22 protein-coding genes are annotated in these 18,280 nt (G+C 67.7%); 15 read left to right on the forward strand and 7 right to left on the reverse strand.

Going from position 1 to position 18,280, the window contains the following annotated elements:
• Nucleotides 1-54: 54 nt before the first annotated feature.
• The 3 genes from J7500_RS13250 to flaF form a co-directional block, all read right to left on the reverse strand.
• Entirely contained in the window at nt 55-258 is a 204-nt protein-coding gene (locus J7500_RS13250; protein WP_294062246.1) for a DUF5818 domain-containing protein, read from the reverse strand.
• 531 nt (nt 259-789) lie between these two features.
• On the reverse strand, nt 790-2,169 hold the full coding sequence (locus J7500_RS13255; protein WP_294062248.1) for an alginate export family protein: 1,380 nt from the start codon (nt 2,167-2,169) through the stop codon (nt 790-792).
• Between the two features lie 196 nt (nt 2,170-2,365).
• Complete coding sequence (gene flaF, locus J7500_RS13260) at nt 2,366-2,728, reverse strand: flagellar biosynthesis regulator FlaF (protein ID WP_294062249.1); 363 nt, start codon at nt 2,726-2,728, stop codon at nt 2,366-2,368.
• A gap of 114 nt (nt 2,729-2,842) precedes the next feature.
• Here flaF and J7500_RS13265 point away from each other — a divergent pair, with 114 nt between their 5' ends.
• From J7500_RS13265 to J7500_RS13335, 15 genes are all read left to right on the forward strand, one after another.
• A complete protein-coding gene (locus J7500_RS13265) occupies nt 2,843-5,248 on the forward strand; it encodes an HAD family hydrolase (protein ID WP_294062251.1) in 2,406 nt (801 codons plus the stop codon).
• A complete protein-coding gene (locus J7500_RS13270) occupies nt 5,245-6,060 on the forward strand; it encodes a class I SAM-dependent methyltransferase (RefSeq protein ID WP_294062252.1) in 816 nt (271 codons plus the stop codon). Before J7500_RS13265 ends, J7500_RS13270 begins: the two co-directional genes overlap by 4 nt.
• A gap of 82 nt (nt 6,061-6,142) precedes the next feature.
• Nucleotides 6,143-7,027 carry a flagellar motor stator protein MotA gene (gene motA / locus J7500_RS13275; protein ID WP_294062253.1) on the forward strand — a complete coding sequence of 295 codons (885 nt, stop codon included), beginning with the start codon at nt 6,143-6,145 and terminating at the stop codon, nt 7,025-7,027.
• A complete protein-coding gene (locus tag J7500_RS13280) occupies nt 7,002-7,325 on the forward strand; it encodes an STAS domain-containing protein (RefSeq protein WP_294062254.1) in 324 nt (107 codons plus the stop codon). Before motA ends, J7500_RS13280 begins: the two co-directional genes overlap by 26 nt.
• Entirely contained in the window at nt 7,322-7,687 is a 366-nt protein-coding gene (locus J7500_RS13285; RefSeq protein ID WP_294062255.1) for a response regulator, read from the forward strand. The genes J7500_RS13280 and J7500_RS13285 overlap by 4 nt, the downstream gene beginning before the upstream one ends.
• The gene (locus J7500_RS13290) at nt 7,684-9,864 is read left to right on the forward strand and encodes a chemotaxis protein CheA (RefSeq protein WP_294062257.1); all 2,181 of its coding nucleotides are present in this window, start codon (nt 7,684-7,686) and stop codon (nt 9,862-9,864) included. Before J7500_RS13285 ends, J7500_RS13290 begins: the two co-directional genes overlap by 4 nt.
• Nucleotides 9,861-10,364 carry a chemotaxis protein CheW gene (locus J7500_RS13295; protein ID WP_294062258.1) on the forward strand — a complete coding sequence of 168 codons (504 nt, stop codon included), beginning with the start codon at nt 9,861-9,863 and terminating at the stop codon, nt 10,362-10,364. The genes J7500_RS13290 and J7500_RS13295 overlap by 4 nt, the downstream gene beginning before the upstream one ends.
• Nucleotides 10,361-11,251 (forward strand): protein-glutamate O-methyltransferase CheR, encoded by an 891-nt coding sequence (locus tag J7500_RS13300; RefSeq protein ID WP_294062259.1) that lies wholly within the window; start codon nt 10,361-10,363, stop codon nt 11,249-11,251. Before J7500_RS13295 ends, J7500_RS13300 begins: the two co-directional genes overlap by 4 nt.
• On the forward strand, nt 11,248-12,282 hold the full coding sequence (locus tag J7500_RS13305) for a chemotaxis response regulator protein-glutamate methylesterase (RefSeq protein WP_294062261.1): 1,035 nt from the start codon (nt 11,248-11,250) through the stop codon (nt 12,280-12,282). The genes J7500_RS13300 and J7500_RS13305 overlap by 4 nt, the downstream gene beginning before the upstream one ends.
• Nucleotides 12,283-12,672, forward strand: a complete 390-nt coding sequence (locus J7500_RS13310; protein WP_294062262.1) for a response regulator — start codon at nt 12,283-12,285, stop codon at nt 12,670-12,672.
• A complete protein-coding gene (locus J7500_RS13315; protein ID WP_294062263.1) occupies nt 12,672-13,196 on the forward strand; it encodes a chemotaxis protein CheD in 525 nt (174 codons plus the stop codon). Before J7500_RS13310 ends, J7500_RS13315 begins: the two co-directional genes overlap by 1 nt.
• Complete coding sequence (locus tag J7500_RS13320; RefSeq protein WP_294062264.1) at nt 13,196-13,510, forward strand: hypothetical protein; 315 nt, start codon at nt 13,196-13,198, stop codon at nt 13,508-13,510. Before J7500_RS13315 ends, J7500_RS13320 begins: the two co-directional genes overlap by 1 nt.
• 1 nt (nt 13,511) lies before the next feature.
• The gene (locus tag J7500_RS13325) at nt 13,512-14,366 is read left to right on the forward strand and encodes a flagellar motor protein MotB (protein ID WP_294062265.1); all 855 of its coding nucleotides are present in this window, start codon (nt 13,512-13,514) and stop codon (nt 14,364-14,366) included.
• Between the two features lie 10 nt (nt 14,367-14,376).
• On the forward strand, nt 14,377-14,820 hold the full coding sequence (locus tag J7500_RS13330) for a hypothetical protein (protein WP_294062266.1): 444 nt from the start codon (nt 14,377-14,379) through the stop codon (nt 14,818-14,820).
• A gap of 91 nt (nt 14,821-14,911) precedes the next feature.
• Nucleotides 14,912-15,556 (forward strand): PilZ domain-containing protein, encoded by a 645-nt coding sequence (locus J7500_RS13335; protein WP_294062268.1) that lies wholly within the window; start codon nt 14,912-14,914, stop codon nt 15,554-15,556.
• Nucleotides 15,557-15,644: 88 nt separating this feature from the next.
• Here the strand turns inward: J7500_RS13335 and J7500_RS13340 are convergent, their stop codons facing one another.
• The 4 genes from J7500_RS13340 to J7500_RS13355 form a co-directional block, all read right to left on the reverse strand.
• Nucleotides 15,645-16,511, reverse strand: coding sequence for an SMI1/KNR4 family protein (locus tag J7500_RS13340; RefSeq protein WP_294062270.1), 867 nt, complete (start codon nt 16,509-16,511; stop codon nt 15,645-15,647).
• Between the two features lie 65 nt (nt 16,512-16,576).
• The gene (gene fliP / locus J7500_RS13345) at nt 16,577-17,323 is read right to left on the reverse strand and encodes a flagellar type III secretion system pore protein FliP (RefSeq protein WP_294062272.1); all 747 of its coding nucleotides are present in this window, start codon (nt 17,321-17,323) and stop codon (nt 16,577-16,579) included.
• Nucleotides 17,316-17,936 carry a flagellar biosynthetic protein FliO gene (locus tag J7500_RS13350; RefSeq protein WP_294062274.1) on the reverse strand — a complete coding sequence of 207 codons (621 nt, stop codon included), beginning with the start codon at nt 17,934-17,936 and terminating at the stop codon, nt 17,316-17,318. The genes fliP and J7500_RS13350 overlap by 8 nt, the downstream gene beginning before the upstream one ends.
• A complete protein-coding gene (locus J7500_RS13355) occupies nt 17,936-18,172 on the reverse strand; it encodes a FliM/FliN family flagellar motor switch protein (protein ID WP_294062276.1) in 237 nt (78 codons plus the stop codon). The genes J7500_RS13350 and J7500_RS13355 overlap by 1 nt, the downstream gene beginning before the upstream one ends.
• Between the last annotated feature and the right edge of the window lie 108 nt (nt 18,173-18,280).

Genomic DNA, 18,280 nt, shown 5'->3' on the forward strand with positions numbered 1-18,280 from the left:
TTTTGACGTAAGGGTTGAACGGCCGGGATCGGGTGGTTAGCTGCCGTTCGAAATTCAGATTCCGCGCGCTCGCTCGATCGCGCGGACTACGAAAACACCCGAGTCGCCGATCCATCCAGTAACGCGCATTCGACAGCCGATATCGGCTGTTAGGACGATGGTATCCAACATGCGTTCGGCGCCGTCGTCCGTGCACAAGATGAGTTCGCCTGCGGGACCTCTCAAAAGCGTGCCTTCGAGTTCGAGGTTTTCGTCCATCGACATGCCCTGTCGTGCCACCAGGAAGAGCTTGCTACAATGTCCGCAACCGGGGCGCTTCCTGCCAGTCCGCTTTCGGCCCTCGGCTTCTCGCGTCGGAATGACCGAGAGCGGGTGGTTAGCGGACGTTCCCTCGCGCGGCCCTTGCTCGCTTAATCCGCTTCATATTTCGTCGAAGATCGAGAGCCATGATCCACCGGGAAACGGCTCCGGCGCCCAAGAGAAAGCCAGCAAGCAAGGCGACGCGATCCCTGGGCGAAATGAGGTCTTTCAGCAGCTCATTCGCGTAACCGACATAGAAGCACGCCGCTATGAATACCGCGCCCGCAAGGGCCAACGTGAGTTGAGTTCGCGAGATCATCAATCGCACAATGCCGGACCACACCCAATGTCCGCAAGCGGGGCGCTTGCCGACCGGCCGTTTTATGAAGCTACGGCGTAGCACGGCAAAGAAAAGGCCGGAGCATCGCGCCCCGGCCTTTCCTGCGCCACTTCGCCCTCTCTTTTGAGAGAGGTGCGAAGGGCACCCTCTCAGAAGTTGTAGACCAGGTCGACGAACCCGTAGCGGGTGTCGCCGGTCGCGGGCGCGTTGGGCGCGTCCTTGAGGAAGCGGCCCTTGGCGAGATAGGCGCCGCCAACGTCCATGCGGACCTTCTGCGGCAGCAGCCAGCGGCGCAGGCGCACTTCGACCTGGGTACCGGCATAGGTCCCTGAAGCGCCGCTCGCGTCGCGCACACTGGTCGAGGCGAAGCTGTCGGTCGCGTCGGCGAGCCACAGCCCGCGTACCATCGTCATCATGTCGAAGCGCTTGGACGGCTTGGCCTCCAAGCGCACGCCCGGCGAGATGAGGTTGGCGCGGCCCACCGGACCGAAGAGCGCGAGCGGGCCGTAATCGCCGCGGCGCGAGCCGTAGAGCGTGTCGAAGCGGCCATAGCTGTCGGGATCCTTGCTGTCGCCCGAGGCATAGTCGAACACCGCCGAGACGCGCGGCGCCCAGCTGCTGGTGAAGGTCCAGCCCGCCTCGGCGTGGCCGAAGCCCGCGCGAACGTCGAGGTCGCGCAGGTCAGCCGCCGAAGTGCTGCCGCGCACCTGGCCGCGCTGGAGCGCACCTTCGACCTCGAAGTCGAACTTGCCCTTGGCGGGCGCCTGGCGGATGCGGCTGCCGAAAGTGACCAGATGGCGGTTGCGCGTCTGGCGCGTCGCGACGTCGTTCTCGGCGAGACGGTAGACATAGGCCTCGACGCCGATCTTGCCGAACGCCTTGGGCGCGCTGCCCCAGGCACCGAAGAAGGCCAGGTTCTTGCCCGCACGATCGAGCTCGACGTCATTGTCGAAGATGCCGTCGACGTCGTCGGGCAGCGCCGAGAAGGGGTGCGTCCAGAAGGCGACGAGCCGGTTCTTGTTCTTGTCCGACCAGTCGACGAGGCCGCCCAGATAGCTGGTCACGGTGTTGGGGAAGTCGGTGCGGCTGACGAGGCGCTGCGAGCCCAGGTCGAGCGAGAAGCGGCCCGCGGTGAGCGTGCCATGGTCGCCTGCGGCGATCATGTCGTGGCCCTTCAATGCGACATAGGCCTGAACCGGCTCGAGCGCGTTGATTTCGCTGGTGCGGACCGACGAGCGGTCGTCCTGGGCATAGCCGCGCGCGTCGACCACTTCGCCGCCGAATGCGACCGGACCGAGATCGAGCTGCGCGGCGACCGTGGTGCGGAACGACACGAAGACGTCCTTTTCCGCGGTGTTCGGCCGGAACTGGCCGTCGAGCGCCTCGAAGCGGACGCGGGTCGAGCCGTCGATCGTCAGCTTGGGCGATCCGTCGCCGTCGTCGGCGCGCGCGGGAGCGGCCGCGAGAGAAGAAAGCACGGCAAGCGAAAACAGCGCCGTGCGCGGCGAACGATCCAAACTGAAGGTCACGAATTGCTCCTGAAGGAAGATTGTCCCTTCCTTATAGAGGGATAGGCCGGTACCGGCCGGCGGTGGGGGCAAATGCCCGCCTGTCGCGCCACCACTGTGTCCCTGCGGACACGGAAAAAAGAGACCATGCCCTCACGGACGCGAAAAGGGGCGCCGCGGCATTGCCGGGCGCCCCTGTTCGCAAGCGGAGGACGCATCAGGCGGCGGCGAGACGCTCGCCGTGCAGCCCTTCCATGATCGTGCGGTTGAGCGCGATCAGCTCGCCGATCGGCTCGCGGCCGGCGACCACGTCGCTGGTGAAGCGATGGACCCACAGGCTGAGCGAAATGATCTGCGCACGCAGCGCGTCGGGCAGGCCGTTGCCGCTCGCGCCGCAATCGGTGCTGAATGCCGACCACATCTCGCGGTTGCGGTGAAGCGCAGGCATCAGCGCCGCGCCCTTCAGGCCGGTGCGCTCGGCCTCCATCATCTCGCCGGTGATCTGGCTCATCAGCCGATATTCGGCCGCGCGAGGCGTCTCGGCCCGGCTGCGGGCCGCTTGATAGGCAGTAAGCGTCATGCTGGCTCCTTTGCTGACGCCTCTATTCTAGGACGATTTCGCCGGTCCGGGGTGCAGCGCTCCTATAAGAATCGTGCGTCCACCCGATGCGGGCGCATTTCCAGGGACACTGCATTGGCCGACTTCATCCTTCCGCACGCCCTTCCCCATGCGCTCGACGGGCGCGAGGGGATCGCTGCGCTCTCGCTCGATTGCTTCGACACGCTGCTGTGGCGCGACACGCACGCGCCGCGCGACCTGTTCGGCGCGCTGCCCGGGATGACCGTGGCGCAACGCGGCTGGGCCGAGGATCGTGCGCGCAACGCCGCGGCGCTGCGCCACAAGCGGCTGGAAGTGACGATCGGCGAAATCTATCGCGAGCTGCTTCCCAACGGCAGCGAGGCGGAACGCACCGCGGCGGTGCAGCGCGAACTCGACGCCGAGGCGGCGCATTGCTTCGCGTTTCGCCCCACGGTCGAGCTGATGCGCGAGGCGAAGCGCCGCGGGCTCCAGGTCTTCATCGTCAGCGACACCTATCTCGACGCCGACCAGCTCGGCCAGCTGATCGCCGCGGCTGCGGGCGAGGAAGTGGCCGCACTGATTGACCGCATCTTCTGCTCCTCGGCTTACGGCGTCCCCAAGGCCAAGGGGCTCTACGGCCATGTGCTGCGCGCGCTCGACGTGGCACCCGCGCAGATCCTGCACATCGGCGACAACAAGTCCGCCGACGTCTACGGCGTCGCGCCCTTCGGCGTCCAGACGCTCCACCTTCGCCAGTTCGGCGAGGCAGCCGAGCAGCGGCTGCGGCTCGAGGCGGCGGTGAGCGCGATGCTCCATCCCAATGCGGCTGAGACGGCGGTGACGCACCAGCCGCACCGCGCCACGCTCGCCGCTACCGAGCCGGTGATCGAGGACGCGGCAGAGGCCTTCGGCTTTTCCACCCTGGGCCCGGTCCTCCACGGCTTCGATCGCTGGCTGGCGGCCGAAGCTGAAGCGCTGCAGGCGAGGAACGGCGGCCGTGTCCACTGGCTCTTCCTGATGCGCGACGGACATCTGCCGCGGCTCGTCCACGAGGCCGCGGGCAGCACCGCCCCCGCGCATGCGATCGAGATCAGCCGCTTCACCGCCACCGCGGCGTCGTTCCACGACGAAGAGGCGATCGCCCGCTTCCTCGACCTGGAATTCGAGACCGACCTTCGCGTGCTGGCGAAGCAGCTCCTGCTAGCCCCTGCCGAGATCGCCGCGATCTTCAAGGATCTGCCGGCAAAGGATCGCATCCTCGCCTTCGCCAAGGCCATCCGCACGCCCGCGCGCGCCGCGCGCATCGTCAAGAATTCGCAGGCCTTTGCCGAGCGGCTCGCGGCGCACGTCCGCAGCGCCGTAGACCCCGATCCGGGCGACACGCTGATGCTGGTCGACCTCGGCTACAACGGCACCGTGCAGAACGAAATCGAGCCGGTGCTGCGTCGCCTGCTCGGCGTCGAGGTCGCGGGCCGCTATCTGCTGCTGCGCGAGCAGTTCCGCACCGGCTTCGACAAGCGCGGCTTCCTCGACGATCGCCATTACGACGGTGACCTGCTCGAGGCGCTGGCGTCTAACGTCGCCGTGCTGGAACAGACCTGCACCGCGGCGCAGGGCTCGGTCGTCGACTATGAGCGCGACGGCACGCCGATCCGCCGCGATCCCAGCATCAAGGGCCGCCAGAGCGTGGTGCGCGACCGTATCCAGGCCGGATGCCTGCGCTTCGCCCGCGAGCAAGGCGAAGCGGCGATCCGCGCCACGCGTCCCGACGCGCTCACCCAGTGGCGCCGCGGCGCGGCCGCCGTGCTCGCGCGGCTGATGTTCCTGCCGCAGGCGCACGAGCTCGCCGTCGTCTCGCAGTTCGAGCATGACGTGAACCTGGGCGTCGACAACACGGTACCGCTGTTCGATCCCGCCGTAGCGCAGCGCGGGCTTCGCCAGCGGGGGCTCTTCTACATGAAGGGCGCACACCGCATGTACCTGCCCGCCGAGCTGCAGGGCGAGGGACTGGCGATCAAGCTCGCGCTGCTCGCCCACAAGCGTTTCGGCCTCACGCTCAAGTTCAACGACTTCGTCGATCGCACGATCGAGCTGCCGGTGATCGCCGCCGACGGGGCGCAGGCGAGCACGACGACGATCACTGCCACGCCGACCCACGACGGCTATTATCTCGCCGCGATCCCGGTGGGCGATTGCCGCTATTCGGTGGGGCTGCTGTTCGGCCAGCTCTATGACTGGGTACAGGTAGAAAGCGCCACGTTCGTGCCCGTGGAGGCGTTTCTCAGCGACAAGGCCGCCACTGCGATCGAAGTGCCGGCCGTGCCCTCGCTCGAAGGTATGGAGCAGACCGCACCCTGGCTCTTCCGCTGCGAGGACGAATTCGCCTTCATGATGGTCCCCCCGCCCGAGCGGCGCGACGAGCGCGCGATGATGCTCGCCGTCGTGTTCCGCCCGATCGCCGTGCGCCAGAAACCCGCCCTCGTCCCCAACGCCCTTCTCGCTTCCGGAGCCGCCGCATGACCAACCTTCTGATCCATTCGATGTCTGAATTCTCCGACATCATCCTCGGCTGCCTGCACGCGGCCGGGGCACGAGACATCGCCGAAGTGGGCGCCGAGTTCGGCGGCATGTCGCAGCAACTCGCCGCCTATGCAGGGGTGATGGGCGGCCGCCTGACCAGCATCGATCCCGCCCCGAAGCCGGAGTTCGTCGCCTGGGCCGCGAGCTGCCCGTCGGTCACACACGTCCCCGCTCTGAGCCTCGATGCGATGCCGAAGCTCTCGAACGTCGACGCCTGGATCATCGACGGCGATCACAACTACTATACCGTCGCGAACGAGCTGCGCATCGCCGACGAGCTCGCTCGCCGCGACGGCAAGCCGCTGCTCGCGATCCTGCACGACGTCAGCTGGCCCTGCGCACGCCGCGACTTCTATTACGCACCCGAGCAGATCCCCGCCGAATGGCGCCACGCATACAGCTATGAGGCGGGCGTCACGATCGGCGATCCCGGCGTGCGCGAGAACCGCGGCTTCCGCGGCAATGGCCAGTTCGCAGTCGCGCTGCACGAAGGCGGCCCGCGCAACGGCGTGCTGACTGCGATCGAGGATTTCCTCGCCGAGACGCGCAGCGACGAGCGGCCGATCGCCTATGCCACCGTGCCCGCGGTGTTCGGCCTCGGCATATTGTTCGATTCCTCCGCGCCCTGGGCGGCGGACGTCGCGGCGCTCGTGCATCCCTATCACGACAATCCGCTGATCGCCTCGCTCGAGCTCAATCGGCTGCGCAATTATCTGGCCGTCATCGACTGGCAGGACCGCGAGGCCGCCTGAAAATAGCGCCTCCCACTCCACCGGGCGCTCCAATTCCTTCCTATAAGTCTGGGAAACACCAGAGAAAGAACACGGCACGGCCATGCTGAACGGCGTTGGTTTCCTCATCATCCTCGGCTGCGTCTTCGGGAGCTTCATCATCTCGGGCGGCAAGATGGAGATCGTCCTCCACGCGCTTCCCCACGAAATGATGGCGATCGCGGGCGCGGCGATCGGCGCGTTCATCGTCGGCAACTCGATGTCGACCGTGAAGAAGGCCGGCGCCGGCATCATGCGCGCGTTCAAGGGCGCGCGCTGGTCCGCGCAGGACTATAAGGACCTGCTCACGCTCCTCTTCGGGCTGCTCGCCACCTTCAAGAAGGGCGGCGCGACGGGCATCGAGCCGCACCTCGACAACCCCGAGGAAAGCGAGCTGTTCAAGCCCTATCCGCGCATCCTGGCCGACCATCACCTCGTGGAGTTCACCTGCGACTATCTGCGCATGATGACGGTCAACTTCGAGGATCCGCACCAGATCGAAGCGGCGATGGACGCCGACATCGATCGGCACCACCACGAGGAGCTGGCGCCCCAGCACGCACTGCAGATCATGGCCGACGGCCTTCCCGCGATCGGCATCGTCGCCGCAGTGCTCGGCGTCATCAAGACCATGGGCTCGATCGACCAGCCGACCGAGATCCTCGGCGCGATGATCGGTGGCGCGCTGGTCGGGACCTTCCTCGGCGTGCTCCTCAGCTACTGCGTCGTGGGCCCGCTCGCGTCCAAGCTGCTCGAGACGGTCGAGGGCGACTGCAAGCCCTACAACATCGTGAAGACGGCGATCGTCGCCTATGCCCAGAACCAGCCGGTCCAGGTCGCGATCGAGATCGCCCGCCGCATGACTCCCTCGGCCTATGCGCCGAGCTTCCAGCAACTCGAAACCGCTCTCGACGAGGCCAAAGATGCACTCACCCCAGCCGCAGCCTGAGGCACTGGCCGAAGACCGGTCGCTGCGCCTCCCCGCGCACGGCACCACGGTCACTGCCGAGGACCTGCGCGTCCGCCTCGTTCTCGCCGCCGATTTCGACGACGTGCTCGAGATCGACGCGTCCGAAGTGGAAAGCGTCGGCCAGGCCGTGCTCCAGCTGCTCGTCGCCGCGCGCGCCGAGGCGGCGGGCAATGGCCAGCCTTTCCGCATCACCAACCCCAGCCCTGCCTTCGTCGATCGCGTCACGCGCTGCCAGCTGGCGGATGTGATCGGCCTCGAGACCGGAGTTACCCAGTGAGCAAGTTGATCCTGACTGTCGACGATTCGGCGAGCATGCGCATGCTGCTCAAGACGTCGCTCACCGCGCAGGGCTATCGCATCGAGAGCGCCAACGACGGCGAGCACGGCCTCGAGCGGATGCACGAGGTCAAGCCCGACCTGCTGATCACCGACATCAACATGCCCAAGATGGACGGCTTCGAGCTGATCGAGGCAGTGCGCGCGCGGCACGAGTTCCGCGGCACGCCGATCCTGGTGCTCTCGACCGAATTCTCGGACGAGAAGAAGGCCCGCGCCCGCGAGGCCGGCGCCACCGGCTGGATCACCAAGCCCTTCGAGGCGACCAAGCTGGGGGCGGCGATCCGCCGCGTGTGCCCGTGAGCGACGAACTCGACGAAATCCAGGCGATCTTCTTCGAAGAATGCGCCGAAGGCCTTGCCACTGCCGAGGCCGGCCTCTCCGCTATGCAGGCGGGCGACGTCTCGGCCGAGACGATTGCCGGCGTGTTCCGCGCGGTCCACTCGATCAAGGGCGGCGCCGGCGCCTTCGGCCATGCCGACCTGACTGCCTTCGCGCACAAGTTCGAGAATGTCCTCGACGAGGTTCGCGGCGGCAAGATCGCCCCCACCCCCGGCGTGGTGAAGGTGATGCTGAGTTCGTTCGACGTGCTCTCGGATCACGTCGAGGCCGCCAAGGGCCTCGCCGGCCGCCCTAACGATGGAGCAGCGCTCGAGGCGCTCGAGCAGGTGCTGGCGAACAAGGGCGCGAGCGACGACGACGCGGCCCCCGTCCCCGCGTCCCCCGCTCCGGCTCCCGTAGCCGCGACGGCCGACGAGGATGAGTTCGGCTTCACCCCGGTTGCCTTCTCGCTCGACGATTTCGACGCGCCGGCCGAAGCGCCCGTGCCCGCCCCTGCTGAGGGCGCCTGGACGATACGCTTCAAGCCGTCGCGCGCCGCGCTCGCCAATGCCGGGGAGCCCGTGCTGATCCTGCGCGAGCTCGAGAGCCTGGGCGGCGAGGTCGTGTCGGTCGACACGTCCGACGTACCGCCGCTGCGCGACCTCGATCCCGAGGACAGCTATTTCACCTGGACGATCCGCGTCCCCGGCGACGTCGCCGAGGCCGACGTCAGCGACTGCTTCGACTTCATCGCGCCGGACTCGCTTGTCGAGATCAGCCGCGAGGAGGCCCCCGCTCCGGCCGCCACCGAGGCGCCCGCGGTCGTGGCCGACCTCGACGACCTGATCCCGTTCGAGCCCGTCACCGCGACGATCGAGGACCTGGCGGTCAATATGCAGCAGGTGGTCGAAGCCATTGCCGCCGTGTCGCCGCCTCCGCCTGCCGAGACGCCGGCGATCGCGCCCAAGGCGGCCGGCGAAGCCGCGCAGACGATCCGCGTCGACCTGGGCAAGCTCGACCTGCTGCTCAACCTGGTCGGCGAACTGGTGATCCGCAACTCGATCCTAGCCGACCGGCTCTCGCCGGCCGATCGCCAGCGCGTCGAGCTGCCCGAGCTGGCCCGCCTCACGCGCCAGATCCAGGACAATGTCATGTCGCTGCGCGCGCAGCCGATCAAGCAGGCGTTCAGCCGCGTGCCCCGCATGCTGCGCGACCTCTCGGTCGAGACCGGCAAGACGATCAACCTCGAGACCTATGGCGAGACGACCGAAGTCGACAAGGGCGTCATCGAGAAGATCGGCGATCCGCTCACCCACATGATCCGCAACGCCGCAGACCATGGGCTGGAGAGCGCCGAGGAGCGCATCGCCGCGGGCAAGTCGCCCGAGGGCACGATCAAGCTCTCCGCCGAGCAGCGCGGTGCGCGCATCTTCGTGCGGGTGCAGGACAATGGCCGCGGCATCAACCGCGAGAAGGTCCGCGCCAAGGCCGTCGAGAAGGGCATCATCCCCGCCGACGCGCAGCTCACCAACGAAGAGATCGACCAGCTCATCTGCGCCCCGGGCTTCTCGACCGCGGACACGATCTCGAACATCTCGGGCCGCGGCGTCGGCATGGACGTGGTGCGCTCTAACGTGGAGGCCCTGGGCGGCCGCGTCGAGATCCAGTCGGTCCCCGGCGAAGGCACGACCTTCACGATGATCCTGCCGCTCACGCTGGCGATCCTCGACGGCATGATCGTCCGCCTCGCCGGCCAGCGCTTCGTGCTGCCGCTCGCGCATGTGCTCGAGACCGTCCAGCCCGAGCCGGGCCAGGTCAAGCGCACCTCGCCCGACAGCGAAGTGATCGACATGCGCGGCGAATATGTCCCCGTGAAGCGCGCGACCGAGATCTTCGGCCTCAACGACGATCGTGCGGTCGAGGATTCGCTGGTCGTGATCGTGGAGAGCGAGGCGCACGGCAAGATCGGCCTGGTGGTCGACACGATCGACGACCGCCGCGAGGTGGTCATCAAGAGCCTCGACCAGAACCTCCACCCGATCCGCGGGCTGGGCGGCGCCACCATCCTCGGCGACGGCTCGATCGCGCTGATCCTCGACATCGAGGCGCTCGTCGCCTCCCCCTCTCCCCGCTTTACTCCCAAAGGACTGGCAGCATGACCTCGACCGAAACCGCCGCGGCGAACGACAGCGACCGCAAGATCGTCACTTTCTCGCTCGCGCAGCAGACCTTCGGGATCGACATGCGCGCGCTGATCGAAATCCGCGAATGGGAAGAGCCGACCCCGCTTCCCAACGTGCCGAGCTTCATCAAGGGCGTGACCAACCTGCGCGGCAACGTGATCCCGGTGGTCGGCCTGGCCGAGCGGCTGGGCTGGGAGCCGAGCGCGATCCATGCCCGCTCGTGCATCCTGGTCGTCAACATCCTGGGCAAGCAGGCCGGCTTCCTGGTCGACGAAGTCAATGACATCGTCGGCATCGGCGAGGCCGAGATCCAGCCCGCTCCCGAAGTCGAGACGCTCGAGGCGAGCGTGATCGCCGGGCTGGTGCGCATCACCACCCGCGCCAAGGACGGCACGCGCGACGAGAACGGCACGATGGTGCTGCTGCTCGATCTCGACGCGCTGAGCCTCACCAGGCACCTGGACCAGGCGGCGTGAGCCCGGCCGGGGGCGCCGCGGCGGCGCTCGCCGGCGGCGGCAGCGGCAGTTTCACGGCGGCGCACAATGCGGAGCTCACGCCCCGCGACTTCGCCGCCATCGCCGCGATCATGCACGCAGATGCTCGGATCGAGCTGAGCGAGGCCAAGACCACGCTCGTCCAGTCGCGCCTCGCGCGGCGGCTGCGCGAGCACGGCCTCAGCCGCTTCTCGGAATATGTCGCGCTGATCCAGAGCGACGCCGAGGAACGCCATGCGATGGTGGTGGCGCTGACCACCAACCATACGCATTTCTTCCGCGAGCCGCACCATTTCGACCATTTCCGCGAGACGGTGCTGCCGGTGCTCAAGCGCAAGCAGGGGCCGGTGCGCATCTGGTCGGCCGGCTGCTCGTCGGGCGAGGAAGTCTATACGATCGCGATGTGCCTGCTCGGGCCCGACCGCAGCTCGGCATCGTGGCTGCGCAGCGCCGACGTCAAGCTGCTCGCGACCGACATCGCGCCGCATGTCGTGGAATCGGTGCGCCGGGGCGTCTATGCGGAGAATGTCGCGGCGGGCGTGCCCGAGCCGTACCGCAGCACCTGGATGCGTCCCGCGCCCGGCGGCTTCGTCATGGCCGAGGAAGCGCGCCAGCTCGTTACCGCGCGCGTGCTCAACCTGTTCGAGCCCTGGCCGCTCAAGGCCGCGTACGACGTGATCTTCTGCCGCAACGTCATGATCTATTTCGGCGATCCGGCGAAGGAAGAGCTGGAGCAGCGCTTCGTCGACCAGCTCGCGCCGGGCGCACACCTCTACATCGGCCATTCGGAGCGACTGATCGGCCCTGCTGCGGGGCGGATGCGCGCGTGCGGCCACACGATCTACCAGAAACCGGAGGGCCGTGCATGAAGCCGGTACGCACCCTTGTGGTGGACGACAGCGCGTCGATGCGAGCGACGCTCAAGCGCATGCTCACCGCCGATCCCGAGATCGAAGTCGTGGGCATGGCGCCCGAGCCCTACACCGCGCGCGAGATGATCAAGGCGCTCAACCCCGACGTGCTGACGCTCGACGTCGAAATGCCGGGGATGGACGGGCTCTCGTTCCTTGAGCGGATCATGCGCCTCAGGCCCATGCCCGTGGTGATGTGCTCGACGCTCACGGCGCGCGGTGCCGAAGTCACGATCGAGGCGCTGCGCCTCGGCGCGGTCGACTATGTCACCAAGCCCAGCGGCACGCCCGACGACATCGAGCGCGACGCGGATCTGCTCTGCCAGAAGGTCAAGGCCGCCGCGCGCTCGGCGGTGCGGCCGGTGTCGCAGCCGATCGCGCTGCAGCCGAGCGTCCAGGGCGGCGCGCGCGGCAAGCTGATCGCGATCGGATCGTCGACCGGCGGCGTCGAGGCGCTGTTCTCGGTCCTCCCGGCCCTGCCCGCGGACTGCCCGCCGGTGCTGATCGTCCAGCACATGCCAGCGGCGTTCACCACCAGCTTCGCGGCGCGGCTCGACAGGGAATGCAGCGTTCGTGTCGTAGAAGCTGCCGACGGAATGCCGGTCGTGCCGGGAACCGTCTATATTGCTCCTGGGGGGGAGACGCACATGGAACTCTCCGGCGGGGTCGACGGGCGCATCAAGCTGCGCCGCGGCGATCCGGTCGGCGGTCATCGCCCATCCGTGGACGTGCTGTTCCGTTCGGTCGCCCCGCTGGGCGGCGCGGCGGTCGGCGCGATCCTCACCGGAATGGGTGCCGACGGAGCGGAGGGCCTGCTGGCGATGCGCCGCGCAGGCGCCCGCACGCTCGGCCAGAGCCGCGAGACCTGTGTCGTCTGGGGAATGCCGCGCGCGGCCCAGGGGCTGGGCGCGGTCGAAAAGGAAGTTGGTTTGTCTGGCATGCCGGAGGCGATCCTCCGCGCGTGCCGCGAGAAGGTTGGGAGCGTCTGAATGCCTGCTGCTGCAGCAATCAAGGTGATGGTCGTCGACGACCAGACCAGTATGCGCGCGATGATCCGCCGCGCATTGCAGGATCTGGGCTTCAAGGACGTGCGGGACAAGGCGAGCGCACCCGAGGCGCTCACCGCGATCAAGAGCGATCGCGTCCATCTGGTGATTTCGGATTTCAACATGCCCGAGATGGACGGGCTCCAGTTCCTCGAGGCAGTCCGCAACGATCCGGTGATCGGCAAGACCGTGTTCATCATGCTGACCGGCTCCGCCGACAAGGAGATCGTCCAGAAGGCGGCGGCGCTCGGCGTGAACAACTATGTGGTCAAGCCCTTCGCCCCCGCGGCGCTGAAGGAGAAGATCGAGCGCGTGTTCGGCGAGTTGACCTGATGCGCCGGGTGTCGATCGTCCAGGGTGAGAACGCGATCGTCGCCGAGCCGCACGTCATCATCTCGACGCTGCTCGGGAGCTGCGTTGCCGCATGCCTCTACGATCCCGTCGCGCGGGTCGGCGGCATGAACCATTTCCTCCTCGGCGAGCCGGGCGCGGACCACCGCGTCTCGCCCGGCGACATGCAGCGCTACGGCGTCCACGCCATGGAGCTGCTGATCAACGGGATGATGGCCCGCGGGGCGATGCGCACGCGTCTGCGCGCGCATCTCTACGGCGGCGCCAACATCGTCTCCGGCCTGGGCTCGATCGGTTCCTCCAACGCCGCCTTCGCGCGTCGCTTCATGCAGACCGAAGGCATCGAGGTCGCGCATACCGATCTCGGCGGCACCTCCGCCCGCAAGGTGGAGTTCCTGCCGCACGAGGGTCGCAGCCGCTGCACCCGCGTGGCCGATCGCGTTCCCGAACGTCCCCCCGTCCCTCTTCCGCAGCCGGTCCACGGCGGCGAGCTGGAGCTGTTCTGATGTCGTGCGTTTCCCTGGCCGCGAGCAGCGGCCACGATCCCTATTCGGATGCGCTGCACCGCGTGATCGCGGGCGAGCTGCGCGAGATGCGCGACACGCTGGAGAAGCTGGCCGAGGTGCTGGTCGGCGACGAGCATTTCGCCACCGCCTATCTCGAGCAGCTCCAGTCGTTCGACTATCTGATCCAGCATGCCGACGAATGCGTGAACCTGCTCGATCGCGTCGCGGGCGGGCAGGATTCGCTAACCGCGATCGGCCACGTCCGCCTCGGCGCGGTCCAGGAGCGGCTGCGCGCCGCATTGCAGGCGAACTGACATGGCGGCTCCCGGCACCAACGATCGTCCGATCGTCATCAAGCGCGTCAAGAAGGTCGCGGGCCGCCACCACGGCGGCGCGTGGAAGGTGGCCTATGCCGACTTCGTGACGGCGATGATGGCCTTCTTCATGCTGCTCTGGCTGATCGCCAATCCGGACAAGGAGCGGCTGCGCGGCCTCGCCCAATATTTCTCGCCGACCGTCGCCGACACCGCGCCCTCGACGCCCGTCCAGGGCTCCTCCGAAGGCGCCGGCGGCGTCAGCCGCAACTCCTCCACCGATACGACGCGCGCCCAGGGCGTCCCCACCAGCGCGGCGGCGACCGTCGGCGCGCGGCGCGGCGGCACTGCCGACATCCCCGACGCCTCGATGCGCGTGATCGCGACCGAGCTGCAGATCGCGCTCGATTCGATCCCGCAGGATCGCGCCGAGAAGCGCAACACCGACGTCCAGCCTTCACGCGACGGGCTGCGCATCACGCTGATGGACACCGACAAACAGTCGATGTTCCGCGCCAACACCGCCCAGCTCAACCCCTATGCCCGGGCGATGCTCGCCCAGGTCGCGGGCAAGCTCGTCAAGTCGGGCGCGCAGATCGCGATCGAGGGGCATACCGACGGCACCGGCGGCCAGAGCGACGCCAACTGGCACCTCTCGGGCGAGCGCGCGCTCGCGGCACGCAGCGCGATGATCGCCTCGGGCCTCACCCCCGATCGCTTCGCCGAGATCGTGGCGATGGGCGCCACCAAGCCGGTCTATCCCGACCAGCCCGACCGCCCCGAGAACCGCCGCATCACCATCGTGCTCAAGTCGGAAGCCTCGGCGCTTCCGACCGACGCCAGTTTCAAGTTCTGAGGGCCGGGCGATGAAGAAACTTCTTTTCCTGCTCCTCGTGGTGCTCGCCGGCCTGGGCCTGGGCGGCGGCGCAGCCTTCGCCACGGTGCTGTTGCTCGGCCCCAAAGGGTCGACCGCGTCCGCATCCTCGTCGGCCGATACGGCGACCAGCTTCGTCGACGGCGGCAAGGTGCTCGCGCCGCTGGTCTTCGCCGACGGGCGGCTCTCGGGCTATGTCGAGTTCCAGATTCAGCTCCAGGTGCCCGACGACAAGGCCGACTATGTGACCGCGCGCATGCCGCTGCTGCTGCACGCGATCAACATGCGCACCTTCCGCACGCCGATGGCCGCGGGCCCCGACGGGCTGCTCCCGAACCTCGAGGTATTCCGCAAGGTGGTGCTCGACGCCGCGCCCGAGGCGTTCGGCGCGGGCGTGGTGCGCAAGGTCGCGGTGACCAAGGCGACGCCCGCCTGATCGGGACTGCGGCGATTACTGAGCGGACGCGTCCTGGAAATCATGCTCCTGTAGCAACAGGGGTGATAGTATACGTAAGGGGGTAGATCGCGTGCGCTTGACCGAAGCCGGGACGACCACGGACCAGGGCCTGCCGCTCGACCGGCCCGAACGAATTGTCACCACGTTGCTGGTGGGCAAGCTTCTGTGCGTGCACACCGGCGAGCGGCTGTGCCGGATCCGCAACATCTCGACCAAGGGCATGGCGGTCGAAACCGAGCGCCCGCCAAGCTACGGCGCGTGGGTGACGGTCGAGCTGCGCAGCGGCGAGCGGCTTCAGGGCACGGTGGTCTGGAGCAGCAGCGGCCGCGCCGGCGTCGAGTTCGCCGAGCCGGTGGAGGTCGAGCGCATCCTCGCCGAAGCCAAGGCCAACCAGAGCGCGCGCATGCGCAGCGTCGTCCGCGCCGCCCGCACGCCCCGCGCGCCGCGCTTCGAGGTCCAGTGCCCCGCGCGCGTCATCAACTTCGGCCAGTCGCTCGACGTGGTGGTCGAGAATCTCTCGCAGAGCGGCGCCAAGGTGCGTGTGCCCCAGGGCCTGGAGCTCGATACCCAGGTGGTGGTCTCGATTGCCGGTCTGGGCGCCCGTCGCGCGGCCGTTCGTTGGAACCGCGATGACACCGCCGGACTCTCGTTCATCGAGATCATCCCCTACAATGACCTCGCTGCCTGGCTGGGTCATCTGGGAACGAGCAACTAGGCTCTCGCCGTGGACTGCCGAAGCACCTGCGGTAGCATCGCGTGATGTTTCGAAACTCCAAGAGTGCGATGACCTTGGGGGCCGGCGTTCAGGCTTTCAAATGGCAGCTTGAACGCGACTGACGGCGGTCCCGGAGGTCAGCCATACGGCCCGGGCGCGCCCAGAGGATACGCGCGCCGTCGTGGAAATGATCCGTCGGCGGGTCCTTCAGCCCGAACGGGCGAAGCACCTGTCGCCCGGGCTCCACTTCGAGCCTGAAATTTCCGCTTTCCAACAGGCCGGCGATCCATTCGAGGAAACGGCCCAGCGAGGGAGCGAGCACCACCTTCACATCCTCGTCACGACCGTAGAGGATCACCTGCCCGCGCCGCCCGGCCGGCCAGGGGTCGAAATCCAGACCGATGTGATTGCCCGACCCGTCATGCGTCAGCGCAATCCAGCGAGGATTGATGTACGCCGGGTCGACTGCGCCTCGCGGCCATCCGCTCCCCGGAATTTCGTAGCGATTGCCGTTGAACCCAGCGAGCACCTCGTTCCACGCCGTCCACTCCTGTTCGACATGGCGCAGCGGCAAGAGCGGAAGACCGTAGATGGGGCCCCAGCGGTCGCTCTCTTCACCATCATGCCACCGGTAGAGCTGGCGATAGGCGCGCGGCATCTTGAGGCCGACGCGGCGTTCGAACGCGTCGAGCGCGGCATCCGTCGCCGGCGGATTGAACTTGTACTGGTTCGAAAGATGCGCCGCATACCAGGCATCGAGCCGCGCGAGCACCGGCGCGATGTCTTCTTCCAGCATGGGCCTTGGCGCGCCCGGCGGCCGTTTGGGCGGACTGGATCCCCTCACGGCTGCTTTCCTCCCCTGCCGCCCCGCACAGGCGCCGGGAAGCAACCCGGCCAGCGCCAGCGTGCCGAGCATGGAGCCGCCGATCAGCAGGTTACGCCGGGTCCGATCCATCGCGAACCATCGGTGGCAGATATTTCCTAACGCTCGCCTGCGGCCGATGGTTGACGGCCGGCGCCCTAAGTGGCGAAGCTCTTCACCAGCGAGCCGGCGACCAGCGCCCAGCCGTCGACCAGCACGAAAAAGATGATCTTCATCGGCAGCGATATCGTGGGTGGCGGGAGCATCATCATGCCCATCGCCATCAGCACCGCGGCCACCGCGAGGTCGATCACCAGGAAAGGCAGCAGCAGCAGGAAGCCGATCTCGAACGCGCGGCGGAGCTCGGAGATCATGAAGGCCGGCGCCAGCGTCGCCAGCGGAGTCTTCTCCCGGCTCTCGATCTGCTTGCCCGCCAGGTCGGCGAACATCTTGAGGTCGCTCTCGCGAACCTGGCCGAGCATGAAGTGGCGGAAGGGTTCGGCGGTCTTCTCGAACGCCACCTGTTCGGTGATCTTGCCCTTGGAATAGGGGTCGACGCCCTCGTTCCATGCCTTCTCGAAGGTCGGCGCCATCACGAAGAAGGAGAGGAACAGCGCCAGGCTGATGATCACCGGATTGGGCGGCACGCCGGGCGCGCCGATGCCGGTGCGCAGCAGCGACAACGCCACCACCATGCGCGTGAAGCTGGTGACCGTCATCAGCAGCCCCGGGGCGAGGCTGAGCACGGTCAGCATCAGCACGAGCTGGATCGCGCGGCCCGAAAGCGCGCCGCCGCCCGGCGTGCCGAGGTTGATGGTCGTGCCGCCGGTCGCCGTCTGGGCGTGCGCCGCGATCGGCAGCAGCACCAGCGCGGCGGCCACCGCCACCAGCTTCAATTTAGCCATTGAGCGCCTCGCGCACCGCGGCGCGGTTCCACCGGGCGGTGTCGCGCGGGCGGCGCGTGCTCTTGCGCCGCGCGGCCTTGGGGAGTTCGTCGTTCGCGGGCGCAGGAGTCTTGATGACCCGCTTGGCGAGCGGCTTCACCGCTTGCGGCTCGGGCGCGGCAACGAGAGCGGGCGCCGGTTCCGCTTCCGACTGCGCCTTGGCCGCGGCGAACTTCGCCTGCGCCGCCTGGAGCGTGCGCGGCAGCTCGACTAGTTTGCCGAAAGCCGATTTGAGCACCGCCAGATCGGCTTCCACCGATGCCAACGGCGTGGCCTGCTCCGCAGCAGGCGCTCCGGCCGGCTTGGCCGGCGCCTGGATGCCGGTCTCGAGCACGGCATGGCCGTCGGGGCCGATCAGCACGAGATGCTCGCAGCCGTCGCGGCGGATCAGCGCGACGGAGCGCTTTGCGTCGACCGACAGCCGCTCGACCAGCTCGACTCGCTTGCGCCCCGTCCCCGAAACGCGGCCCGGCAGCTTGATGTCATAGCGGCGCACCACCCAGAGCGCGCCCGCGAGCATGCCCAGGACCAGGCCGAGCGCACCGAGCGTGCGCAGCATCGAGAGGATATCCATCAGTGGCGCTGCTTCTTCACGAGTTCGGAGATTTCGAGCGACATCACTTCGCCATCGACGAGGATGCGGCCCTTGGCGACGAGTTCGCCGTTCACATAGACGAGGCTCGGATCGTCCTGCCCGCAGTCGAGCGGGATCATCGCGCCGCGGCTCATCTGCAGGATCTGCCGGATCGGCACTTCGGCCGAGCCGAGGACGATCGACATCTCGATTGTGATACCTTCGAGTACGGACATGCGTCTCCCTTTCACAGGAGACTTATAGGAACCTTTTTTCCGCCCCCGGCGCCGCATGCGGCAAAAATTGCCTACAATGATCGTGTCGGCCGGTTTTCGGCCTTCCGG

It is taken from the genome of Sphingomonas sp., assembly GCF_017744835.1.
Lineage (GTDB): Bacteria > Pseudomonadota > Alphaproteobacteria > Sphingomonadales > Sphingomonadaceae > Sphingomonas.

Coding starts and splice junctions, on each gene's coding strand:
- J7500_RS13295 (WP_294062258.1), top strand. CDS start 9,861: ATGACCTCGACCGAAACCGCCGCGGCGAACGACAGCGACCGCAAGATC.
- motA (WP_294062253.1), top strand. CDS start 6,143: ATGCTGAACGGCGTTGGTTTCCTCATCATCCTCGGCTGCGTCTTCGGG.
- J7500_RS13280 (WP_294062254.1), top strand. CDS start 7,002: ATGCACTCACCCCAGCCGCAGCCTGAGGCACTGGCCGAAGACCGGTCG.
- J7500_RS13325 (WP_294062265.1), top strand. CDS start 13,512: ATGGCGGCTCCCGGCACCAACGATCGTCCGATCGTCATCAAGCGCGTC.
- J7500_RS13320 (WP_294062264.1), top strand. CDS start 13,196: ATGTCGTGCGTTTCCCTGGCCGCGAGCAGCGGCCACGATCCCTATTCG.
- J7500_RS13340 (WP_294062270.1), bottom strand. CDS start 16,511: ATGGATCGGACCCGGCGTAACCTGCTGATCGGCGGCTCCATGCTCGGC.
- J7500_RS13310 (WP_294062262.1), top strand. CDS start 12,283: ATGCCTGCTGCTGCAGCAATCAAGGTGATGGTCGTCGACGACCAGACC.
- J7500_RS13315 (WP_294062263.1), top strand. CDS start 12,672: ATGCGCCGGGTGTCGATCGTCCAGGGTGAGAACGCGATCGTCGCCGAG.
- J7500_RS13355 (WP_294062276.1), bottom strand. CDS start 18,172: ATGTCCGTACTCGAAGGTATCACAATCGAGATGTCGATCGTCCTCGGC.
- J7500_RS13270 (WP_294062252.1), top strand. CDS start 5,245: ATGACCAACCTTCTGATCCATTCGATGTCTGAATTCTCCGACATCATC.
- fliP (WP_294062272.1), bottom strand. CDS start 17,323: ATGGCTAAATTGAAGCTGGTGGCGGTGGCCGCCGCGCTGGTGCTGCTG.
- J7500_RS13305 (WP_294062261.1), top strand. CDS start 11,248: ATGAAGCCGGTACGCACCCTTGTGGTGGACGACAGCGCGTCGATGCGA.
- J7500_RS13250 (WP_294062246.1), bottom strand. CDS start 258: ATGGACGAAAACCTCGAACTCGAAGGCACGCTTTTGAGAGGTCCCGCA.
- J7500_RS13330 (WP_294062266.1), top strand. CDS start 14,377: ATGAAGAAACTTCTTTTCCTGCTCCTCGTGGTGCTCGCCGGCCTGGGC.
- J7500_RS13350 (WP_294062274.1), bottom strand. CDS start 17,936: ATGGATATCCTCTCGATGCTGCGCACGCTCGGTGCGCTCGGCCTGGTC.
- flaF (WP_294062249.1), bottom strand. CDS start 2,728: ATGACGCTTACTGCCTATCAAGCGGCCCGCAGCCGGGCCGAGACGCCT.